Source organism: Vibrio sp. D401a (assembly GCF_030248515.1).
GTDB lineage: Bacteria > Pseudomonadota > Gammaproteobacteria > Enterobacterales > Vibrionaceae > Vibrio > Vibrio rotiferianus.
Map to the genome: position 1 here is coordinate 148,698 of NZ_JAHGAI010000022.1, position 16,327 is coordinate 165,024.

Here is a 16,327-nt window from a genome sequence, read left to right on the forward strand (position 1 = left end):
TAAAGGAGTGAACATCCTTGGAAACTTGGCTCTCCATTGCCCTTGTTTTCATTCAATTCTGATTGAGAAACAGCGCCGTAGAGGCCAAACTGTGGGCGAAAGGATAGCAAATTTAACGTTAAATTAAAATCTCATCATTTTGACCAACATAGCAACTTACGACTAAAGTCCGGTAAATTTTGGCTAAATATGCGGAGATCTTGCTATCCTACTCCCGGTTATTTAAATGATGTTCCAACGATCAGGTACACTGCATCTAAATTCTGCTCTGTACGACCGTATGCCAACATGATCGGCCCAACTGGAGAATCTACTCCAAAGAAAACCGACGCAGCATTATACAGTGGCGCCTCATGCAACTTAAGATCGTTGTCTGACCAAACACCACCGTGTTCAAGGGACGCACCTAGATAAACTGGTGCTTCAAACAGCCCGAAGTCGTTATCCATCCATTTATAACGATACACCAAGCTGGTATAAAATAAGTTCTGTCCAATCAGACTATTACGAGGAATACCGGACAAATTTAAGAAGCCGCCTAACTCTCTAGGATCTAAAGGCACAAAAGAGTTTTTACTCTCAACAAAGCTATATTCCGCCTGTCCGACTAAAGTATGACGGCTGTATGTCATTGCACCTTTAAAACGGGCGGTAATTTCATAAACAGTATCTTCAATGCTATTTTTTGCGTTTTCACCTCGAAGATCCTCAGGAGTTTTGTCATGAGAAACAAGGTAGTCCAAGTCGATCAGCATACCACGAGTTGGAAGTGCAAAATCGTCCAAAGTGTCTAAGCGGTAGTTGGCAAAAACACCCAGTCGCTCATAATCTAGCTCCCCCGCAGACTGAATAGTAGATGCTTCTATCGTCCCTTTGGTATAGCGACCACCAACACGAAACTCTTGCCACAAGGTTGGCTGCACACCTGCAGCTAGCTCGGTAATAAACTCGGTGTAAGAAACTGGTAGAAAATCATACACTGAACCGATATCGGGGTTTTCAAACTCGTCATCGAGAGGTAAGTTTCTGTTCTCCGTGTTGTAATTCACTTTGCTAGAAACGAACAACTGCTGACTCGAAAGCACCGGAGAGTAAAGCTCCGCCTCAATCAATTTATCCGTGCCCATATCCACATTAAACGTCAGCTCCGCGCCGTGAGAGTTCAAGTTAGTGAAATTTGCCGATATACCGATGCCATATTGACTGTCAGTATTGAAATCGTCTTCTAAGAAAAAACGGAAGTTTAGGTAATTTGGACCCCAAGATTTTTCGTTCACTTCAAAGACGAGTAAGTTCACCCCATCGATCTCTTCAAAGTAATAAGTGATCAGTTCAAAACGATCCAGTGCATAGAGATTCTCTACCGCTTTTTCGATCTCTGCCGTTTCTAGAGGGCGTCCTGTGTCTAACTCAAGTCGGTTAGTCAACAGCACATCACTGTAGTGGGTATTGTTCACAAGAACGATTTGGTCGACGACGCGTTCATCCCCATACTCAAGGTTCTTGCGCATATCTTGTTTATGTTCGATGTATTTCTGGTACTCCGCATTCGACACACTCAGCCCTTCAAGTTTTGACTTTAGTCCTCGAGTGATCTCATAACCCGCTTTAAAAGCGTCTGGCATTTTTTCGAACTCTACCGTCTCCATTTGCCCTACATTAGGACGAATGTAAACATCATCTCCGCTGAGTGTTTCGGCTTGCTCTTGGGTACTACGACGAACAAGATAGTTAGAAAGCTGATCTGCTACGATGAATAAACCAGTGAAGTCCTCTTTGGTTTTGTAATCTGTACTGATATCCACCGCAATAACGATATCGGCGCCCATCGCGCGTGCAACATCAACCGGCATGTTATTAACCACGCCACCATCCACCAGCATATGACCATTGAGTTCGTAAGGTGGAAGCGCGCCAGGCACTGACATACTCGCCATCATGGCATCAACTAGATAACCGTTATCTAGAACGACCTCTTCCAGCTCGACGATATCAGTCGCGACGGAGCGGTATGGAATGGCAAGATCATCAAAGGAGTTAAAACGGCCAAGGTTGCCCGTGGTTTCGCGCAGAATGCGCAACATGTTTTGGCCTTGCACCACGCCTGTTGGCGAACGCACTTCACCAAACCTCAAACCTAGGTCAGTAGTGATTTGATAACGGTCTTCGTATTCTTTATCGCGGACGCGACGTTGGCTGCGGTCGACACGGTCTCGATAACCGCTGTTCCAATCGACACTGTAGATAAAACTTTCGATTTCATCGGCGCTCATCCCCGTGGCATATAGACCACCAACATAAGCACCCATGCTAGTCCCAGTGATGATATCAACGGGAATATTCATCTCTTCCAGAGCCTTCAAAACCCCAATGTGAGCGGCTCCTTTTGCTCCACCACCAGCGAGGACGACAGCAATTTTAGGCCGAGAGGAGTCTTCTTCGAGATGTTTAGCAAAGGAAGGCGTTGCAATCAAAAAGGAGCAGACCCACAACGCAAAGCAACGTATCCATGGGTTCGTATTTGACCTTTTTAACATTCATTTCTTCCTTTACTGAATATTGAACACCTACTTTTACTAAGAATTAAACAACTGCACAAGTCAGCGATGGTGTTTTTGGTGGTCCTACCAATCAAATAAGCTGTTCAACCAGTTCGATTTTTTTTCACACTGTTGCTTAATTTGCCCGGTTTTATCCCACACTGGCAGTTTGTACTCACTACGACAATTCATTTCCAGCGCACCATTCGTCGCTTTCTGAAAACCTAATGTGGTCACTTCATTCGGCCATGGCAGCTCTAGTCGCTCTGGAATACGCTGTTTCAAGTATTCAGCATACACACGCAATGCGCCACTAGACCCAGTTAGTTTAGTCGATTTATTATCATCGCGACCAAGCCAAACGGTGGTGACTTCTCGCCCATCAATACCCACAAACCAACTGTCACGGCTATCGTTACTCGTCCCCGTTTTACCTGCTAATGCCGCCCATGCGAATTGGCTTTGTAGGAATCGGCCCGTACCTTGTGCAACACCTCGCTTCATCGCATAAGTCGTCAGCCAAGCAGCTTGCTGATCAACGGCCTGAGTTGAGCGGGGCAGCGATTGATAAATCACATTGCCATCCATATCAATCACCGAGCGTAATGCAGAGAGTTTCGCACGTTTACCAGAGTTCGTTACTGTTTGGTACATTTGTGCTACTTCAAAGGGCGTTAACGAAAATGATCCTAAGAACATCGAAGGAACAGGGCGGATCTCGCTCTTATCTACACCAAGGCGCTCTAGTGTGTCTGAAACTTCTGGAATTCCTAACTGCATACCCAAGCGCACGGTAGGCACATTGAGTGATTTTGCTAAGGCTAGATATAACGGCACATCGCCACGGAACTTACGGTCGAAGTTGCGCGGTGACCAAACCGTCCCTTTACTTCCTTTCAAGCTTAACGGCGTATCATGTAACGTCGTCGCCAAATTGTATTTTTCTGGTTGCTCCAATGCCGTCAAGTAAATTGCGGGTTTAACTAAAGAACCAATTGGACGACTAGCATTCAATGCGCGGTTAAAACCTTCATAACCAACACGCTTACCACCGACCATGGCACGGATTTCACCACTATGACGATCCACTGCGACAGCGGCGGCTTCAAGATCTTTGCCAGCACGTTTAGCAAGCTCAGGCACTTTCTTCGCAATGGCTTGCTCTAACTTACTTTGAGAGACTGGATCTAGAGAAGTAAATAAACGCAGGCCGGTTTCAGCTTTGAAGTTATCTCCTACCTTCTCTTTCAACTCGATATTCAACTGCTGAAAGTAAGCAGGCTGGCGACTGGCAATACGTGGATGACTCTGCGTATCCAGAGGACGATTCACGGCTTGCTCATACTGCTGCGCAGTAAGCATCTCTTGTTGCATCAAAAGACGCAGTACCAAATCGCGACGAGTTTTCGTGCGCTCTGGGTAGCGAATAGGGTTGTAGTAAGACGGTCCTTTTACCATCCCCACTAGCATAGCGAGTTGGTCAATACGCAACTCTTGGATCGGCAGGCCGAAGTAGTAACGCGATGCCAGTGCAAAACCATGAATCGCATCCCCGCCACTTTGCCCCAAATACACTTCGTTTAGATAAGCTTCTAAAATACGATCTTTGCTATAGCGGTAATCTAGAATCAGGGCGATGTAAGCTTCACGGACTTTACGCCAAAGGGTTTTATCACGCGTCAGGAAAAGGTTTTTCGCTAACTGCTGAGTCAGTGTACTGCCACCTTGCACGGTGCGTCCAGCTTTGATGTTAGCAACTAAAGCACGACCAATCGCCAGTGGTGATACACCATCATGTTGATAGAAATCACGGTCTTCCGTTGCAAGAAGTGCATCGACAAGGATCTCAGGAAACTGATCTCTGCGTAAGAAAAGACGTTGCTCATTTTGATCTTTTTCTAGCATGCCCAACATCTTAGGCTCAATGCGTAAGTAACCCAGATCGCCTTTAGATTCTAAGGATTGAATGCGTTTGAGACCACTATCAGAAAAGTGCAGCATGACGTGACGATCAGGCTCTGGGCCATCGGCAAATTCAAATGGACGACGGATCAACTCAATACGCGTTGAAGAAGAAGAGTATTCACCAGGGTAACGAGGCTGACTTACCTTACGGTAGTTCAATACATCAAGCTCATTACGCATCTCTTTGATGGTAATATTTTCGCCCGGGCTTAAGTGAAGAATTCGCGCATAAACCACCGTCGGAAGGTCAAACAACTGACCATCAAAACGGTCTTTCACCACGCTATCGAGATAAATACCGACAAACAACAATACCGCCGCTAGTGCAATGCCCGCTTTCCAACTGAATGACCACATAGCTTTTAGCCAAGAACGGTTGCTACGCTCTGGTTTTTTGGATGGTGATTTTCTCGGACGTTTTGCACCACTTTTTTTCGCGGGTGCCGTTTTGCTTGACGTTGTTTTCTTGGCAGGTGCTCTTTTCGCTCCTGGCTTTTTAGTATCAGTCATTATTCATTTGTCTTTTTGTTTTCGTTGTCGCTACATGAGTCGCAGGATCGTCAGGCCAAACATGTTTAGGGTAACGGCCCTTCATCTCTTTTTGCACTTCTTTGTAGCTTCCCGCCCAAAAGGCTGCTAAATCCGTTGTCACCTGTAGTGGGCGCTGAGCTGGAGACAACAACTCTAACACCAATCGCTTACGACCTTGCGCCACGGTTGGAGAAGTGCTTTCTCCAAACACTTCTTGCATACGCACCGACAGCACAGGCTCATGGCCAAACTGGTAGCGAATGCGCTTTTTCGAGCCAGTAGGTAAGCGATAGTCTTCAGGTAACCACTCATCAATCTGTTGATTCAAAGGCCAACCTAGTCGAGCATTTAAGGCTTCAACTAAGTTCACCTTAGCTAAATCTTTCACCGACGAGACCGTGTTCATGTACGGCTCTAGCCACCCTTCTAAGCTATCAAGCAAACTGGCGTCATCAACGCTCGGCCAAGGTTGCTCGGGTAACCATTCCACTGCACAACGAATGCGTTCCAGTAAACTCTCCGCTGCAGGTGACCAGTTTAGACTCTGTAAGCCCTGACGGCGGACATACGTGAGTAAAGCTTGTGTCATTTTTTCTTTACCCGGACTCGGCAGCGCTTCCCGTTTTACCACCAATTGACCAAGTTTGACTTGGCGCTCTGCGATCAAACGGCCTTTTTTTTCATCCCAATCGACCATTTCTTTCGTATTAAAAAGGTGCGCGAATTTTTCTTGTAAGCTATTGATATCTAAATCACACGCCAAGTTAATTTGGCTGTAACTAGAGTGCGAACGCATCAAATCAATCGCCACCAAATACTCACAATCGCCCAGCGTCTCTTCTGGTCGACATTCAGCACCATGTCCATTCGACAGAGTAAAACGACCATGTTGATTAACGCGCTGCTGAGCGATTCGATCAGGAAAAGCCAGGCTTAACACCAATGGCAGCAATCGCTCATCGACATTTGATAGACGAAATGCTGCATCCAATTTGTAAGCTAAGTTCTGAGCACGCTTACTCAATACGGTTCTCTTAGAATGCGTGCTACTCATCCACCGATGTAGGCTATGAGAAATATTAGTGACATTACGCTCTGGTTCTTCAATAAGGGCGACTGCCGCTAGCGCAGTATTTAGCATCTTTTCGCTGTGTTGCTGAGCCTGAATCAGCATTCCGGCCGAACGGGGTTCAACGCCCAGCTCATGTGCCGTCTTACCTTCAGGAGTCAGTTGACCTTGCTCGGTAAGCAATCCTAGAGAAATCAGCAACTGTTTAGCTTGAGCAAGCGATGCCGAAGAGGGAATGTTTAGCCATTTAAGGTCAGAGATATCCCCAGCGCCCCAAAATGCCAGCTCCATCACCAAGCTTGCTAAGTCAGAATGCAGAATTTCCGGTTGCGGTACTTGTGGTTGCTGTTTGAATTGGCTTTCAGAATATAAACGAACACAAATACCCTCTTCGATACGACCTGCACGACCGGCACGTTGAATTGCAGACGACTGTGCCACTCGCACTTGCTCTAAGCGGGTAAGTCCATTCTTCAAATCAAAACGCGCCACACGCTCTAATCCAGAATCGACGACTAATCGAATACCTTCAATGGTCAAAGAAGTTTCAGCAATGTTAGTCGCGAGCACGACTTTGCGTTTACCTCCAGAAGCGGGAGCGATCGCTTTTTGCTGTTCAGCGAAGCTGAGTTGACCATAAAGAGGGCACACTTCGACGTTATCAGGTAGATGGGACAAACGCTCTTTGACTTGTTTGATCGCCGCCACACCGGGAAGAAAAGCAAGCAAAGAACCAGACTCTTTGCTCATCAAGTGCTCGATCGTTTTTGCCATGGAGGTCGGCAAATGATCATTCGCCCCAAGCGGTAAATAACGCGTTTCTACCTCAAAGCTACGACCTTCCGACTCAATGTAAACCGCCTCCGGTAATAAGGATTGCAAGGCATCTTGGTCAAGCGTTGCCGACATCACCACCAGCTTTAAATCGTCTCGCAGTGCTTCTTGAACTTCTAAACTGAACGCTAACGCGGTATCGGCATGAATGCTACGCTCGTGAAATTCATCAAAAATCAGTAGGTCAATGCCGTCTAACTCAGGGTCACTTTGGATCATGCGCGTCATGATCCCTTCCGTCACAATTTCAAGTTGAGTGTGCTTACTCACTTTTGTCTCGCCGCGCACTCGGTAACCCACACGCTCTCCTACTTGCTCTCCCAACTGCTGCGCCAAATAACGTGCGATATTGCGCGCAGCAAGACGACGAGGCTCTAGCATTACAATCTTACCCGTCACGGCTTGGTTTTTAAGAAGTTGTAGTGGGAAGTAAGTGGATTTACCGGCACCAGGAGCGGCCTTGAGGATCACTTGGTGTTGATGTTTGACCGCCGTAAGTAATTGTGGCATCACGGCTTCGATCGGCAATTGTGACAAAGGAAATACCCTATGTTGTAATGTTGGGCACATTGTACATAAAAACACTCTTGGCTAAATAAGCAAATGCAATTCGAACCTGCTCTAGAGTCAGCGACTCTACTTAAACGCTACAAACGCTTCCTTGCCGATATCGAATTGGATAACGGTGAGATTCGTACCATCCACTGCGCAAACACCGGTGCAATGACCGGCTGTGCTACGCCAGGCAATAAAGTTTGGTATTCCACTTCTGATAACCCGAAACGCAAATACCCAAACAGTTGGGAACTCAGTGAAACGCCACAAGGGCATCGTATTTGTATAAATACCGCTCGTGCCAATCAACTGGCGGTAGAAGCAATTGAAAATAATGTCATTTCGGAACTGTCGGGATATGACCAACTTCAAACTGAAGTGAAATACGGCAATGAAAATAGTCGAATTGATATCTTGCTCAGCGCAAGTGATAAATCAAAGTGTTATATAGAAGTGAAGAGCGTCACCCTACTTGATGAGGAAAGTTCATCGGGACAAGGTTATTTCCCTGATGCCGTGACCACGCGAGGACAAAAGCACCTGCGAGAGCTCACAGAAATGGCACAAACTGGAAGTAGAGCCATACTTTTATTCACTGTTTTACATTCAGGTATTGAAAAAGTATCTGCGGCGCACCATATAGACGCGAAATATTCAACGTTACTAAAACAAGCACAAGACGCTGGAGTAGAAGTTCTCTGCTACAAAGCCGAACTGAGCAACACTGAAGTCAAGCTAATCTCTGCTATTGAATTTATCAATTGAGAGAAAAAATGATGTCGTCTTCACATTGACGATAAGTTTGCGATTCAGTAATTGCCTGCACCGCCTCTTTTTGCTATAGATACCCGCCTTAAATTGACTGCGATGCAGTTGACTAGGTGTAAGTAGGAGATGCTGTATGCCAGAATCAAAGAAGAAAACGATAGGCATCCTAGCCATTGCCGGTGTGGAGCCATATCAGGAAAAGCCTGGTGAAGAATACATGTCACCAGAGCAGGTTGAACACTTTACAAAGATCTTAACAGCTTGGCGTAATCAGCTCAGGGAAGAAGTCGATCGCACTGTACACCACATGCAGGACGAAGCAGCGAACTTCCCAGATCCAGTTGACCGTGCCTCTCAAGAGGAAGAGTTCAGCTTAGAACTGCGTAACCGTGACCGTGAGCGTCGCCTGATCAAGAAGATCGAAAAGACTCTAGACAAAATTACTGAAGACGATTTCGGCTTCTGTGAATCTTGTGGCGTCGAGATTGGCGTTCGTCGCCTAGAAGCGCGTCCAACTGCTGACCTTTGTATTGACTGTAAAACACTTGCAGAAATCAAAGAGAAACAGATGCAAGGTTAATCAACCACGCATTATGATTATTGAAAGGGAGCTCAGGCTCCCTTTTTGTTTTGACTAGCTTTTTAACGCTAAACTTCTAGTTTTACCCGAATACTTTCGAGATACACGCATGACACGCTATGTAGGTCGATTTGCCCCATCCCCTTCAGGACCATTACATTTTGGTTCCTTAGTTGCCGCTCTTGGCAGCTACTTTCAAGCAAAAGCCAATCAAGGGACTTGGCTCGTTCGAATCGAAGATCTTGACCCACCGAGAGAAATGCCTGGTGCAGCAGAAGATATTCTTAATGCGCTCCAAGCTTATCAACTCCACTGGGATGGTGAAGTGGTGTATCAAAGTGAACGACACCATTTATACCAAGCACAAATTGATGCGTGGTTGGAGAATGGCGATGCTTATTATTGCCAATGTACACGTAAGCAAATAAAAGAGCATGGTGGTTATTATCTCGGCACTTGCCGCGACAAAGGCTTGAAAGAAGGTGCGATTCGCCTAAAAATGACCAAGCCCATAGCCAATTTCCTCGATCAGAAGCATGGTTTGATGACCATTCCTGAGGCGTTAGTAAATGAAGATTTCATTATTAAACGTCGAGATGGATTATTTGCCTATAATCTTGCGGTAGTATTAGACGATATGGACCAAGGGGTGACTGAAGTCGTCCGTGGTGCCGACTTAATTGAGCCCACTGGTCGTCAAATCAGCTTGTACCAAATTCTTGGACAACCGGAAGTTAGCTACTTGCATTTACCATTGGCGATGGACACTAATGGCAACAAACTGTCGAAACAAAACCATGCGACAGCCATTGATGTCGCTAATCCGAAGCCAGCTCTGCTGCATGCAATGACGTTTTTAGGATTCGATATTCCTGACGATATTCGAGCCGCTAACGTAGACGAAATACTACGTTGGGGCTGCGAAAATTGGCGTTTGCAACAGCTTCCAGCGGAGATCGAGATCACACCGTGATTCTCAAACGGCACTGTGTAGGCTATCATTAGCCGCAAAATTGGCCCTAGAGGCATAAAAACTAACCAAAGCAAGATTGGATTAAACCCAGTTATTGCCAGATGCACATGAATACAAACGACAATACAACAAGCGAATCTGCCATGATCCCAGAACTCGCTCTCAATGTACTTACTCGTGAAGAGCACAACATTTCGCGTAAGCAGATCAGTGATAATGCACTGAAGGTGCTATACCGACTAAACGGTGCCGGTTTCGATGCTTTTCTTGTGGGTGGCGGGGTTCGAGACTTACTGCTTGGACAAAAACCAAAAGACTTTGATATCGCAACTAACGCGACACCAGAACAAATCAAACAGCTGTTTAGAAACTGCCGTTTGATTGGCCGTCGCTTCCGTCTTGCCCACATTATGTTTGGCCGAGACATCATCGAAGTTGCGACCTTCCGTGGTCACCACCAAGAGCAGAAGAACAAGAACGTTTCCCAGCAGTCAAAAGAAGGCATGCTGCTTCGTGACAATGTTTACGGCACTATTGATGAAGATGCAGAGCGCCGTGACTTCACGATTAACTCGATGTACTACAACATCGCAGATTACTCTATTCACGACTACGCTCGTGGTATTGAAGATCTAGAGGACCGTCTTGTTCGTCTAATCGGTGACCCAGAAACCCGTTACCGTGAAGACCCTGTGCGCATGCTGCGCGCCGTTCGCTTCGCAGTGAAACTTGACTTCGATATCGAAGAAGACACCGCTGCACCGATTGAAGAGATGGCACCGCTACTGCGTGATATCCCATCAGCACGTCTTTTCGAAGAATCGTTGAAGATGCTTCAATCTGGTCACGGTCTAGAGACTTATCACCTACTGCGCGAATACAACCTGTTCCAACAGTTGTTCCCTGTAATTGCTGAGCACTTCACTGAAGATTACGAATCTCATACCGAACAAATGCTAGATTTAGTGCTTGATTCGACCGATATGCGAATCGAAGAAGGCAAGCGCATCAATCCTGCGTTCATGTTTGCAGCGATGCTGTGGTACCCGCTATGTGCCATGGCAGATAAACTAATGGAACAGCGTAACCTGTGCCATTACGATGCCATCATGGAAGCGAGCAACATCATTCTTGATGACCAAGTTCGTACCATTGCCATTCCACGCCGCCACACAGCGACGATTCGTGAAATTTGGCAACTGCAATTACGCCTTCCACGACGCAACGGTAAACGCGCATTCCGCCTAATGGAGCTCAACAAATTTAGAGCTGGCTTTGATTTTCTTGAAATGCGCGGTGAAATTGAAGGTGGTGATACTCAGAAGCTTGCCAAGTGGTGGGAAACTTTCCAAAATGCTGGCCGAGAAATGCGCCAAGCTATGGCTGCGGACCTAGACGGCCAAGCGCCTAAAACCGGTCAACGCCGCCGTAAAACTTACCGCAAGAAAAAGAGTAAGCCTAAGTCATGATCACAGCGTACATTGCGGTAGGCAGTAACTTGGCTGATCCTGTCAGCCAAGCGAAGAAAGCGATCGAAGCCCTTAAAACATTACCAAACTCTGAGTTTGTTCAGGCTTCATCACTTTACAGCAGTACACCGATGGGACCACAAAACCAACCGGATTACATCAATGCGGTTGTGGCGATAAAAACCAATTTGACGCCTCTTGAGCTGCTCGATTGCACCCAAGCGATTGAGCAAGAGCAAGGGCGTGTCCGTAAAGATGAACGCTGGGGTCCACGAACTTTGGACCTCGACATGATTCTTTATGGCAATGAGGTGATCGATTCCGAAAGACTGACAGTTCCACACTATGGAATGAGAGAGCGCGAGTTCGTACTCTACCCTCTTGCGGAAATTGCACCAAGTTTACAACTCCCAGACGGGACCGAGGTGTCGTCACTACTTAAACAAGTAGATCGAAACGGCCTCAGCATTTGGCAGTCATAGCCAACTCCTAGTGAGGAAAAAACAATGAAAAAAATGACCATTAACGACCTGATTAAGTGGAAGCAAGAAGGTCGTAAATTTGCTACTTCAACTGCATACGATGCAAGCTTTGCCCAACTTTTTGAAAGCCAAGAAATGCCGGTTTTATTGGTAGGTGACTCTCTAGGCATGGTTCTGCAAGGTAAGACAGACACATTACCTGTGACCGTTGAAGACATCGCTTATCACACACGCTGTGTGCGCGCTGGTAGCCCTAATTGTCTATTGATGGCTGATATGCCATTCATGAGCTATGCAACGCCTGAGCAAGCGTGTGAGAACGCAGCAACGCTAATGCGTGCTGGTGCAAACATGGTAAAAATCGAAGGCGGTGATTGGTTAGTTGATACCGTTAAGATGCTAACTGAACGTGCTGTTCCAGTTTGTGCTCACCTTGGTCTAACACCTCAATCTGTAAACATCTTTGGTGGTTACAAGGTACAAGGTCGCGATCAAGAAAAAGCGGATCGTATGGTTAAAGACGCTCTGGCATTGCAAGAAGCCGGTGCTCAAATTGTTTTACTCGAGTGTGTTCCTGCTGACTTGGCAGCGCGCATTACACAAGTACTTGATGTGCCAGTGATTGGCATCGGTGCTGGTAATGTGACAGACGGTCAAATTCTTGTAATGCACGATATGTTTGGAATTTCGGCGAACTACATGCCAAAATTCTCGAAAAACTTCCTTGCTGAAACAGGCGATATGCGCAAAGCCGTGGCTCAATACATGGCTGATGTTGAAAGCGGTGCATTCCCAGACGAAGCACATACTATTGCCTAGAGGATAAATGCATGCAAACTTTTGCGGAAATCTCAGCGATTCGTGAACAGGTAAAAACCTTTAAGCGTGAAGGTCGTAAGGTAGCGTTTGTCCCAACCATGGGTAACCTACACGAAGGCCACTTAACGCTTGTTCGTAAAGCTCGCGAATACGCGGATGTCGTTGTCGTAAGCATCTTTGTAAACCCGATGCAGTTTGACCGTGCAGACGATTTGAATAACTACCCTCGCACTCTAGAAGAAGACCTAAGTAAACTAGGTGGCGAAGGTGTAGAACTGGTGTTCACTCCAACACCAGAAATGATCTACCCTGAAGGCTTAGACAAACAAACATTTGTTGACGTCCCTGGTCTATCAACCATCCTCGAAGGTGCATCTCGCCCAGGTCACTTCCGTGGTGTTACCACCATCGTAAACAAACTGTTCAACATTGTTCAGCCAGATGTGGTTTGCTTTGGTGAGAAAGACTTTCAACAGCTTGCTGTGATTCGCAAGATGGTTGATGACCTAGCAATGGACATTGAGATCATTGGCGTACCAACCGTACGTGAAATGGACGGCCTTGCAATGAGCTCTCGCAATGGCCTGCTTACCATTGATGAACGCCAACGTGCACCGGTTTTAGCACGCACTATGCGTTGGATCAGCAGCGCTATGCGTGGTGGTCGTGACGATTACGCTTCTATCATTGAAGATGCGAACGATCAGCTACGCGCAGCAGGTCTACAACCTGATGAAATCTTCATCCGTGATGCACGTACACTTCAGGCCATCACAGCAGAGACCACACAAGCGGTGATCTTGATGTCTGCATTCTTAGGAAAAACACGCCTAATCGATAACCAAACGGTTGATATGGTAGTCGAAACCAAAGAAGAAGAATCAAGTGAAGATGACTCTGCAAATGCTGAGTAAATCGAAGTCTTAAATGAAAAGGTCGGCGCTAAGCCGACCTTTTTTACATCTGCTAATTTGATTTATGAGTAAACAGATTGAAGCCCTTCTGGACGAGTCTTAAATCGCTTGTGTAACCACATCCATGCTGGAATATCTCGCTTTATCATCCCCTCGATTTCTTGATTCAAGATACTCGCCGCTTTAGCCGGATTGCGTCGTTCAAATTGCTCGCTCAGGTCCTCACCAATATAAAGCGTATATTGGTTGTCACTCATGACGGTCACTCCAGACATCACCGCACACTTGGTTGCATCAACCAATACACTCGAGCCAGCCGTGCTTGCCGCCTGTTCGACGGCGAAGAAAGGTACGAATACCGAATTGTTCACCCCATAATCATGATCCGGTAAGTACCATAATCGCTTGCCATTTTTCAGGACTTTGAGCATCGATTTTACGTCTTTCCTGTCTATCATTTGATGTCCACATCGAGTTCGACCACGGTGCTGAATGAACTCGTAAGCTGGGTTTGAGTTAGGGCGATATACACCGTAGCCTTCAGCAAATTGACTAAAGATTCTCGCCGTCATTTCCAAATTGAGGTGATGACTGCATACTACTAGCACACCTCGCCCATTCTTTTCTTGCTCAAGTAAACGCTCTTTGCCCACAACTTTAGTTAGATGCTTCACTCGCCACTCAGGCCAAAACCAAGCCATACCCGTTTCAATCAGTGCCATACCAGTGTACTTAAAGTTTGCTTTTACCAGCTCCTCACATTGTTGTTCGGTGTATTCAGGAAAACAGAGCTTGAGATTGCGCTTAGCAATTTCTCGGCGACGCTTCATTGGCAGCATAGCGAGAGAGCCGATACCTCTTCCCAATACTCGCAACAGCGGATACGGCAGAACATTGACGATAAACGCTAACAAGCCGAATGCAAACCAAACAGACCAGTATTTAGGAAGAAGCAATTTAAAGGAAAAAGAAGGAGATGGGACGGTATTCATGGCTTCACTCATTTACAACAGATGTATTTACGACAGATGAGTGAAACCTAGCATGTAAAAAGTCGAAAAATTGTATGGGAATGTATTGGTGTGCATAGAAAAAGAGCAGCCCCAATAGCTGCTCTTTCAATTCTTTGTGTATTAGCTTCTTAAACCAATTCCTTTGGTCACCAAATAATGAGCCACACCATAAAGCGCGACCACAAATACCGTCAGTACGCTAAACGAAGTGACAATACCCACGTCGGACACACCAAGGAAGCCATAACGGAATGCATTCACCATGTAGACGATAGGGTTCAGTTTAGACACCCCTTGCCAAAACTCAGGCAATAGACTGATTGAGTAAAAAACACCGCCGAGGTAAGTCAGTGGCGTCAATACAAACGTCGGGATGATGGAGATATCATCGAACGTTCTTGCGTAAACCGCGTTAATCAAGCCACCGAGTGAGAATACAACCGAAGTCATAAATACCGTCGCGATAATGATGCCCCAGTGATCCACTTGCAAATCAACAAAGAACAGCGACACGAAAGTTACGATAGTCCCCACCAGCAAACCACGAACGACGCCCCCCATAACAAAACCAAGAATGATGACGTAGTTTGGTACTGGCGCTACTAGTAGCTCTTCAATGTTACGCTGGAACTTAGAACTAAAGAATGACGACGCGACATTAGAATACGAGTTGGTGATCACCGACATCATGATCAAGCCCGGCACAATGTATTCCATGTAACTAAAGCCGTTCATTTCACCAATACGAGAACCAATTAGGCTACCGAAGATGATGAAGTACAGCGTCATCGTAATCGCTGGCGGCACAAGAGTTTGCACCCAAATTCGTGTAAAGCGATTGATTTCTTTCGTTAGCAGGCTACAAAAAGCGGTCCAATATAACTTGTACATTATTGGTTACCTCCACGTACGATGCTGACAAACAGCTCTTCCAAACGGTTTGCTTTGTTACGCATAGAGAGTACTTTCACCCCACTGTCTGAAAGTTGACTGAATACTGAGTTCAGACCTTGGCTCTTGTCCAACTCAATCTCTAGTGAACCATTGATCATCGTTTGGCTATTCACACCCGCAAGCTCTGGCATCTCACTATCAAACTCAACATCGAAGATGAAAGTTTCAACACGAAGTTTTCCGAGTAGCGCTTTCATCGTTGTGTTCTCGATCAGCTGACCTTTATTGATGATACCGATGTTACGACATAGCATTTCTGCTTCTTCAAGGTAGTGAGTCGTTAGGATGATAGTAATGCCCTGCTCTTGGTTAATCTCCTTCAAGAAATCCCACATTGAGCGACGTAATTCGATATCCACACCTGCTGTTGGTTCATCAAGGATCAACAGCTGCGGCTCATGCATCAAAGCGCGAGCAATCATCAAACGACGCTTCATACCACCCGATAGGTTACGTGCTCGCTCTTTGCGTTTTTCCCATAAGTCGAGCTTAGTCAGGTACTTTTCTGCTCGCTCTCGTGCAAGCGTTTTGGATACACCATAGTAACCTGCTTGCTGCATCACAATCTGTTCGACCGTTTCAAACTGGTTGAAGTTAAACTCTTGCGGTACCAAACCTAGATTTTGCTTCGCTAGTTCTAGGTGTGTATCGATGTCGTAACCGAAAACCTTAACCGTACCGGAAGTTTTGTTTACCAAAGAAGAGATAATGCCAATCGTAGTGGATTTACCAGCACCATTCGGCCCTAAAAGCGCGTAGAAATCACCTTTTTCTACTGTTAGGCTAATGCCCTTCAACGCTTCAAATCCGCCCGCATAAGTCTTGCGAAGCTGTTCTATTTCTAATGCGTACATTGCGTAA

Annotated in this window: 13 protein-coding genes; 7 read left to right on the plus strand and 6 right to left on the minus strand. The window is 46.1% G+C overall.

Features of this window, described 5'->3' with window-relative positions:
* Positions 1-218: 218 nt before the first annotated feature.
* The 3 genes from KIV41_RS10765 to hrpB all read right to left on the minus strand — a co-directional run bounded on the left by KIV41_RS10765 (position 219) and on the right by hrpB (position 7,476).
* The gene (locus tag KIV41_RS10765) at positions 219-2,537 is read right to left on the minus strand and encodes a patatin-like phospholipase family protein (RefSeq protein ID WP_285336357.1); all 2,319 of its coding nucleotides are present in this window, start codon (positions 2,535-2,537) and stop codon (positions 219-221) included.
* A gap of 87 nt (positions 2,538-2,624) precedes the next feature.
* Positions 2,625-5,015 carry a penicillin-binding protein 1B gene (mrcB, locus tag KIV41_RS10770; protein WP_285336358.1) on the minus strand — a complete coding sequence of 797 codons (2,391 nt, stop codon included), beginning with the start codon at positions 5,013-5,015 and terminating at the stop codon, positions 2,625-2,627.
* Entirely contained in the window at positions 5,008-7,476 is a 2,469-nt protein-coding gene (hrpB, locus tag KIV41_RS10775) for an ATP-dependent helicase HrpB (RefSeq protein ID WP_285336359.1), read from the minus strand. The genes mrcB and hrpB overlap by 8 nt, the downstream gene beginning before the upstream one ends.
* A gap of 66 nt (positions 7,477-7,542) precedes the next feature.
* On the opposite strand from hrpB, the gene sfsA reads away from it, so the two are divergent.
* The 7 genes from sfsA (at position 7,543) to panC (ending at position 13,499) form a co-directional block, all read left to right on the plus strand.
* A complete protein-coding gene (gene sfsA / locus KIV41_RS10780) occupies positions 7,543-8,259 on the plus strand; it encodes a DNA/RNA nuclease SfsA (protein ID WP_020196598.1) in 717 nt (238 codons plus the stop codon).
* Positions 8,260-8,395: 136 nt separating this feature from the next.
* Positions 8,396-8,842, plus strand: a complete 447-nt coding sequence (gene dksA, locus KIV41_RS10785) for an RNA polymerase-binding protein DksA (RefSeq protein ID WP_005439389.1) — start codon at positions 8,396-8,398, stop codon at positions 8,840-8,842.
* 109 nt (positions 8,843-8,951) lie between these two features.
* The gene (gene gluQRS, locus KIV41_RS10790; RefSeq protein ID WP_285336362.1) at positions 8,952-9,815 is read left to right on the plus strand and encodes a tRNA glutamyl-Q(34) synthetase GluQRS; all 864 of its coding nucleotides are present in this window, start codon (positions 8,952-8,954) and stop codon (positions 9,813-9,815) included.
* Between the two features lie 101 nt (positions 9,816-9,916).
* On the plus strand, positions 9,917-11,284 hold the full coding sequence (pcnB, locus tag KIV41_RS10795) for a polynucleotide adenylyltransferase PcnB (RefSeq protein WP_005439387.1): 1,368 nt from the start codon (positions 9,917-9,919) through the stop codon (positions 11,282-11,284).
* Complete coding sequence (folK, locus tag KIV41_RS10800; RefSeq protein WP_045393874.1) at positions 11,281-11,766, plus strand: 2-amino-4-hydroxy-6-hydroxymethyldihydropteridine diphosphokinase; 486 nt, start codon at positions 11,281-11,283, stop codon at positions 11,764-11,766. The genes pcnB and folK overlap by 4 nt, the downstream gene beginning before the upstream one ends.
* Positions 11,767-11,790: 24 nt before the next feature.
* Positions 11,791-12,585 (plus strand): 3-methyl-2-oxobutanoate hydroxymethyltransferase, encoded by a 795-nt coding sequence (gene panB, locus KIV41_RS10805; RefSeq protein ID WP_010450156.1) that lies wholly within the window; start codon positions 11,791-11,793, stop codon positions 12,583-12,585.
* Between the two features lie 11 nt (positions 12,586-12,596).
* The gene (gene panC, locus KIV41_RS10810; protein ID WP_045393871.1) at positions 12,597-13,499 is read left to right on the plus strand and encodes a pantoate--beta-alanine ligase; all 903 of its coding nucleotides are present in this window, start codon (positions 12,597-12,599) and stop codon (positions 13,497-13,499) included.
* A gap of 62 nt (positions 13,500-13,561) precedes the next feature.
* On the opposite strand, the gene KIV41_RS10815 is transcribed toward panC, so the two are convergent.
* The 3 genes from KIV41_RS10815 to KIV41_RS10825 all read right to left on the minus strand — a co-directional run bounded on the left by KIV41_RS10815 (position 13,562) and on the right by KIV41_RS10825 (position 16,320).
* Positions 13,562-14,491, minus strand: coding sequence for a Kdo(2)-lipid IV(A) acyltransferase (locus tag KIV41_RS10815; protein ID WP_285336365.1), 930 nt, complete (start codon positions 14,489-14,491; stop codon positions 13,562-13,564).
* 141 nt (positions 14,492-14,632) lie between these two features.
* Positions 14,633-15,403 (minus strand): ABC transporter permease, encoded by a 771-nt coding sequence (locus KIV41_RS10820; RefSeq protein WP_010450161.1) that lies wholly within the window; start codon positions 15,401-15,403, stop codon positions 14,633-14,635.
* Positions 15,403-16,320, minus strand: coding sequence for an ABC transporter ATP-binding protein (locus tag KIV41_RS10825; RefSeq protein WP_252041138.1), 918 nt, complete (start codon positions 16,318-16,320; stop codon positions 15,403-15,405). The genes KIV41_RS10820 and KIV41_RS10825 overlap by 1 nt, the downstream gene beginning before the upstream one ends.
* Positions 16,321-16,327 lie beyond the last annotated feature (7 nt).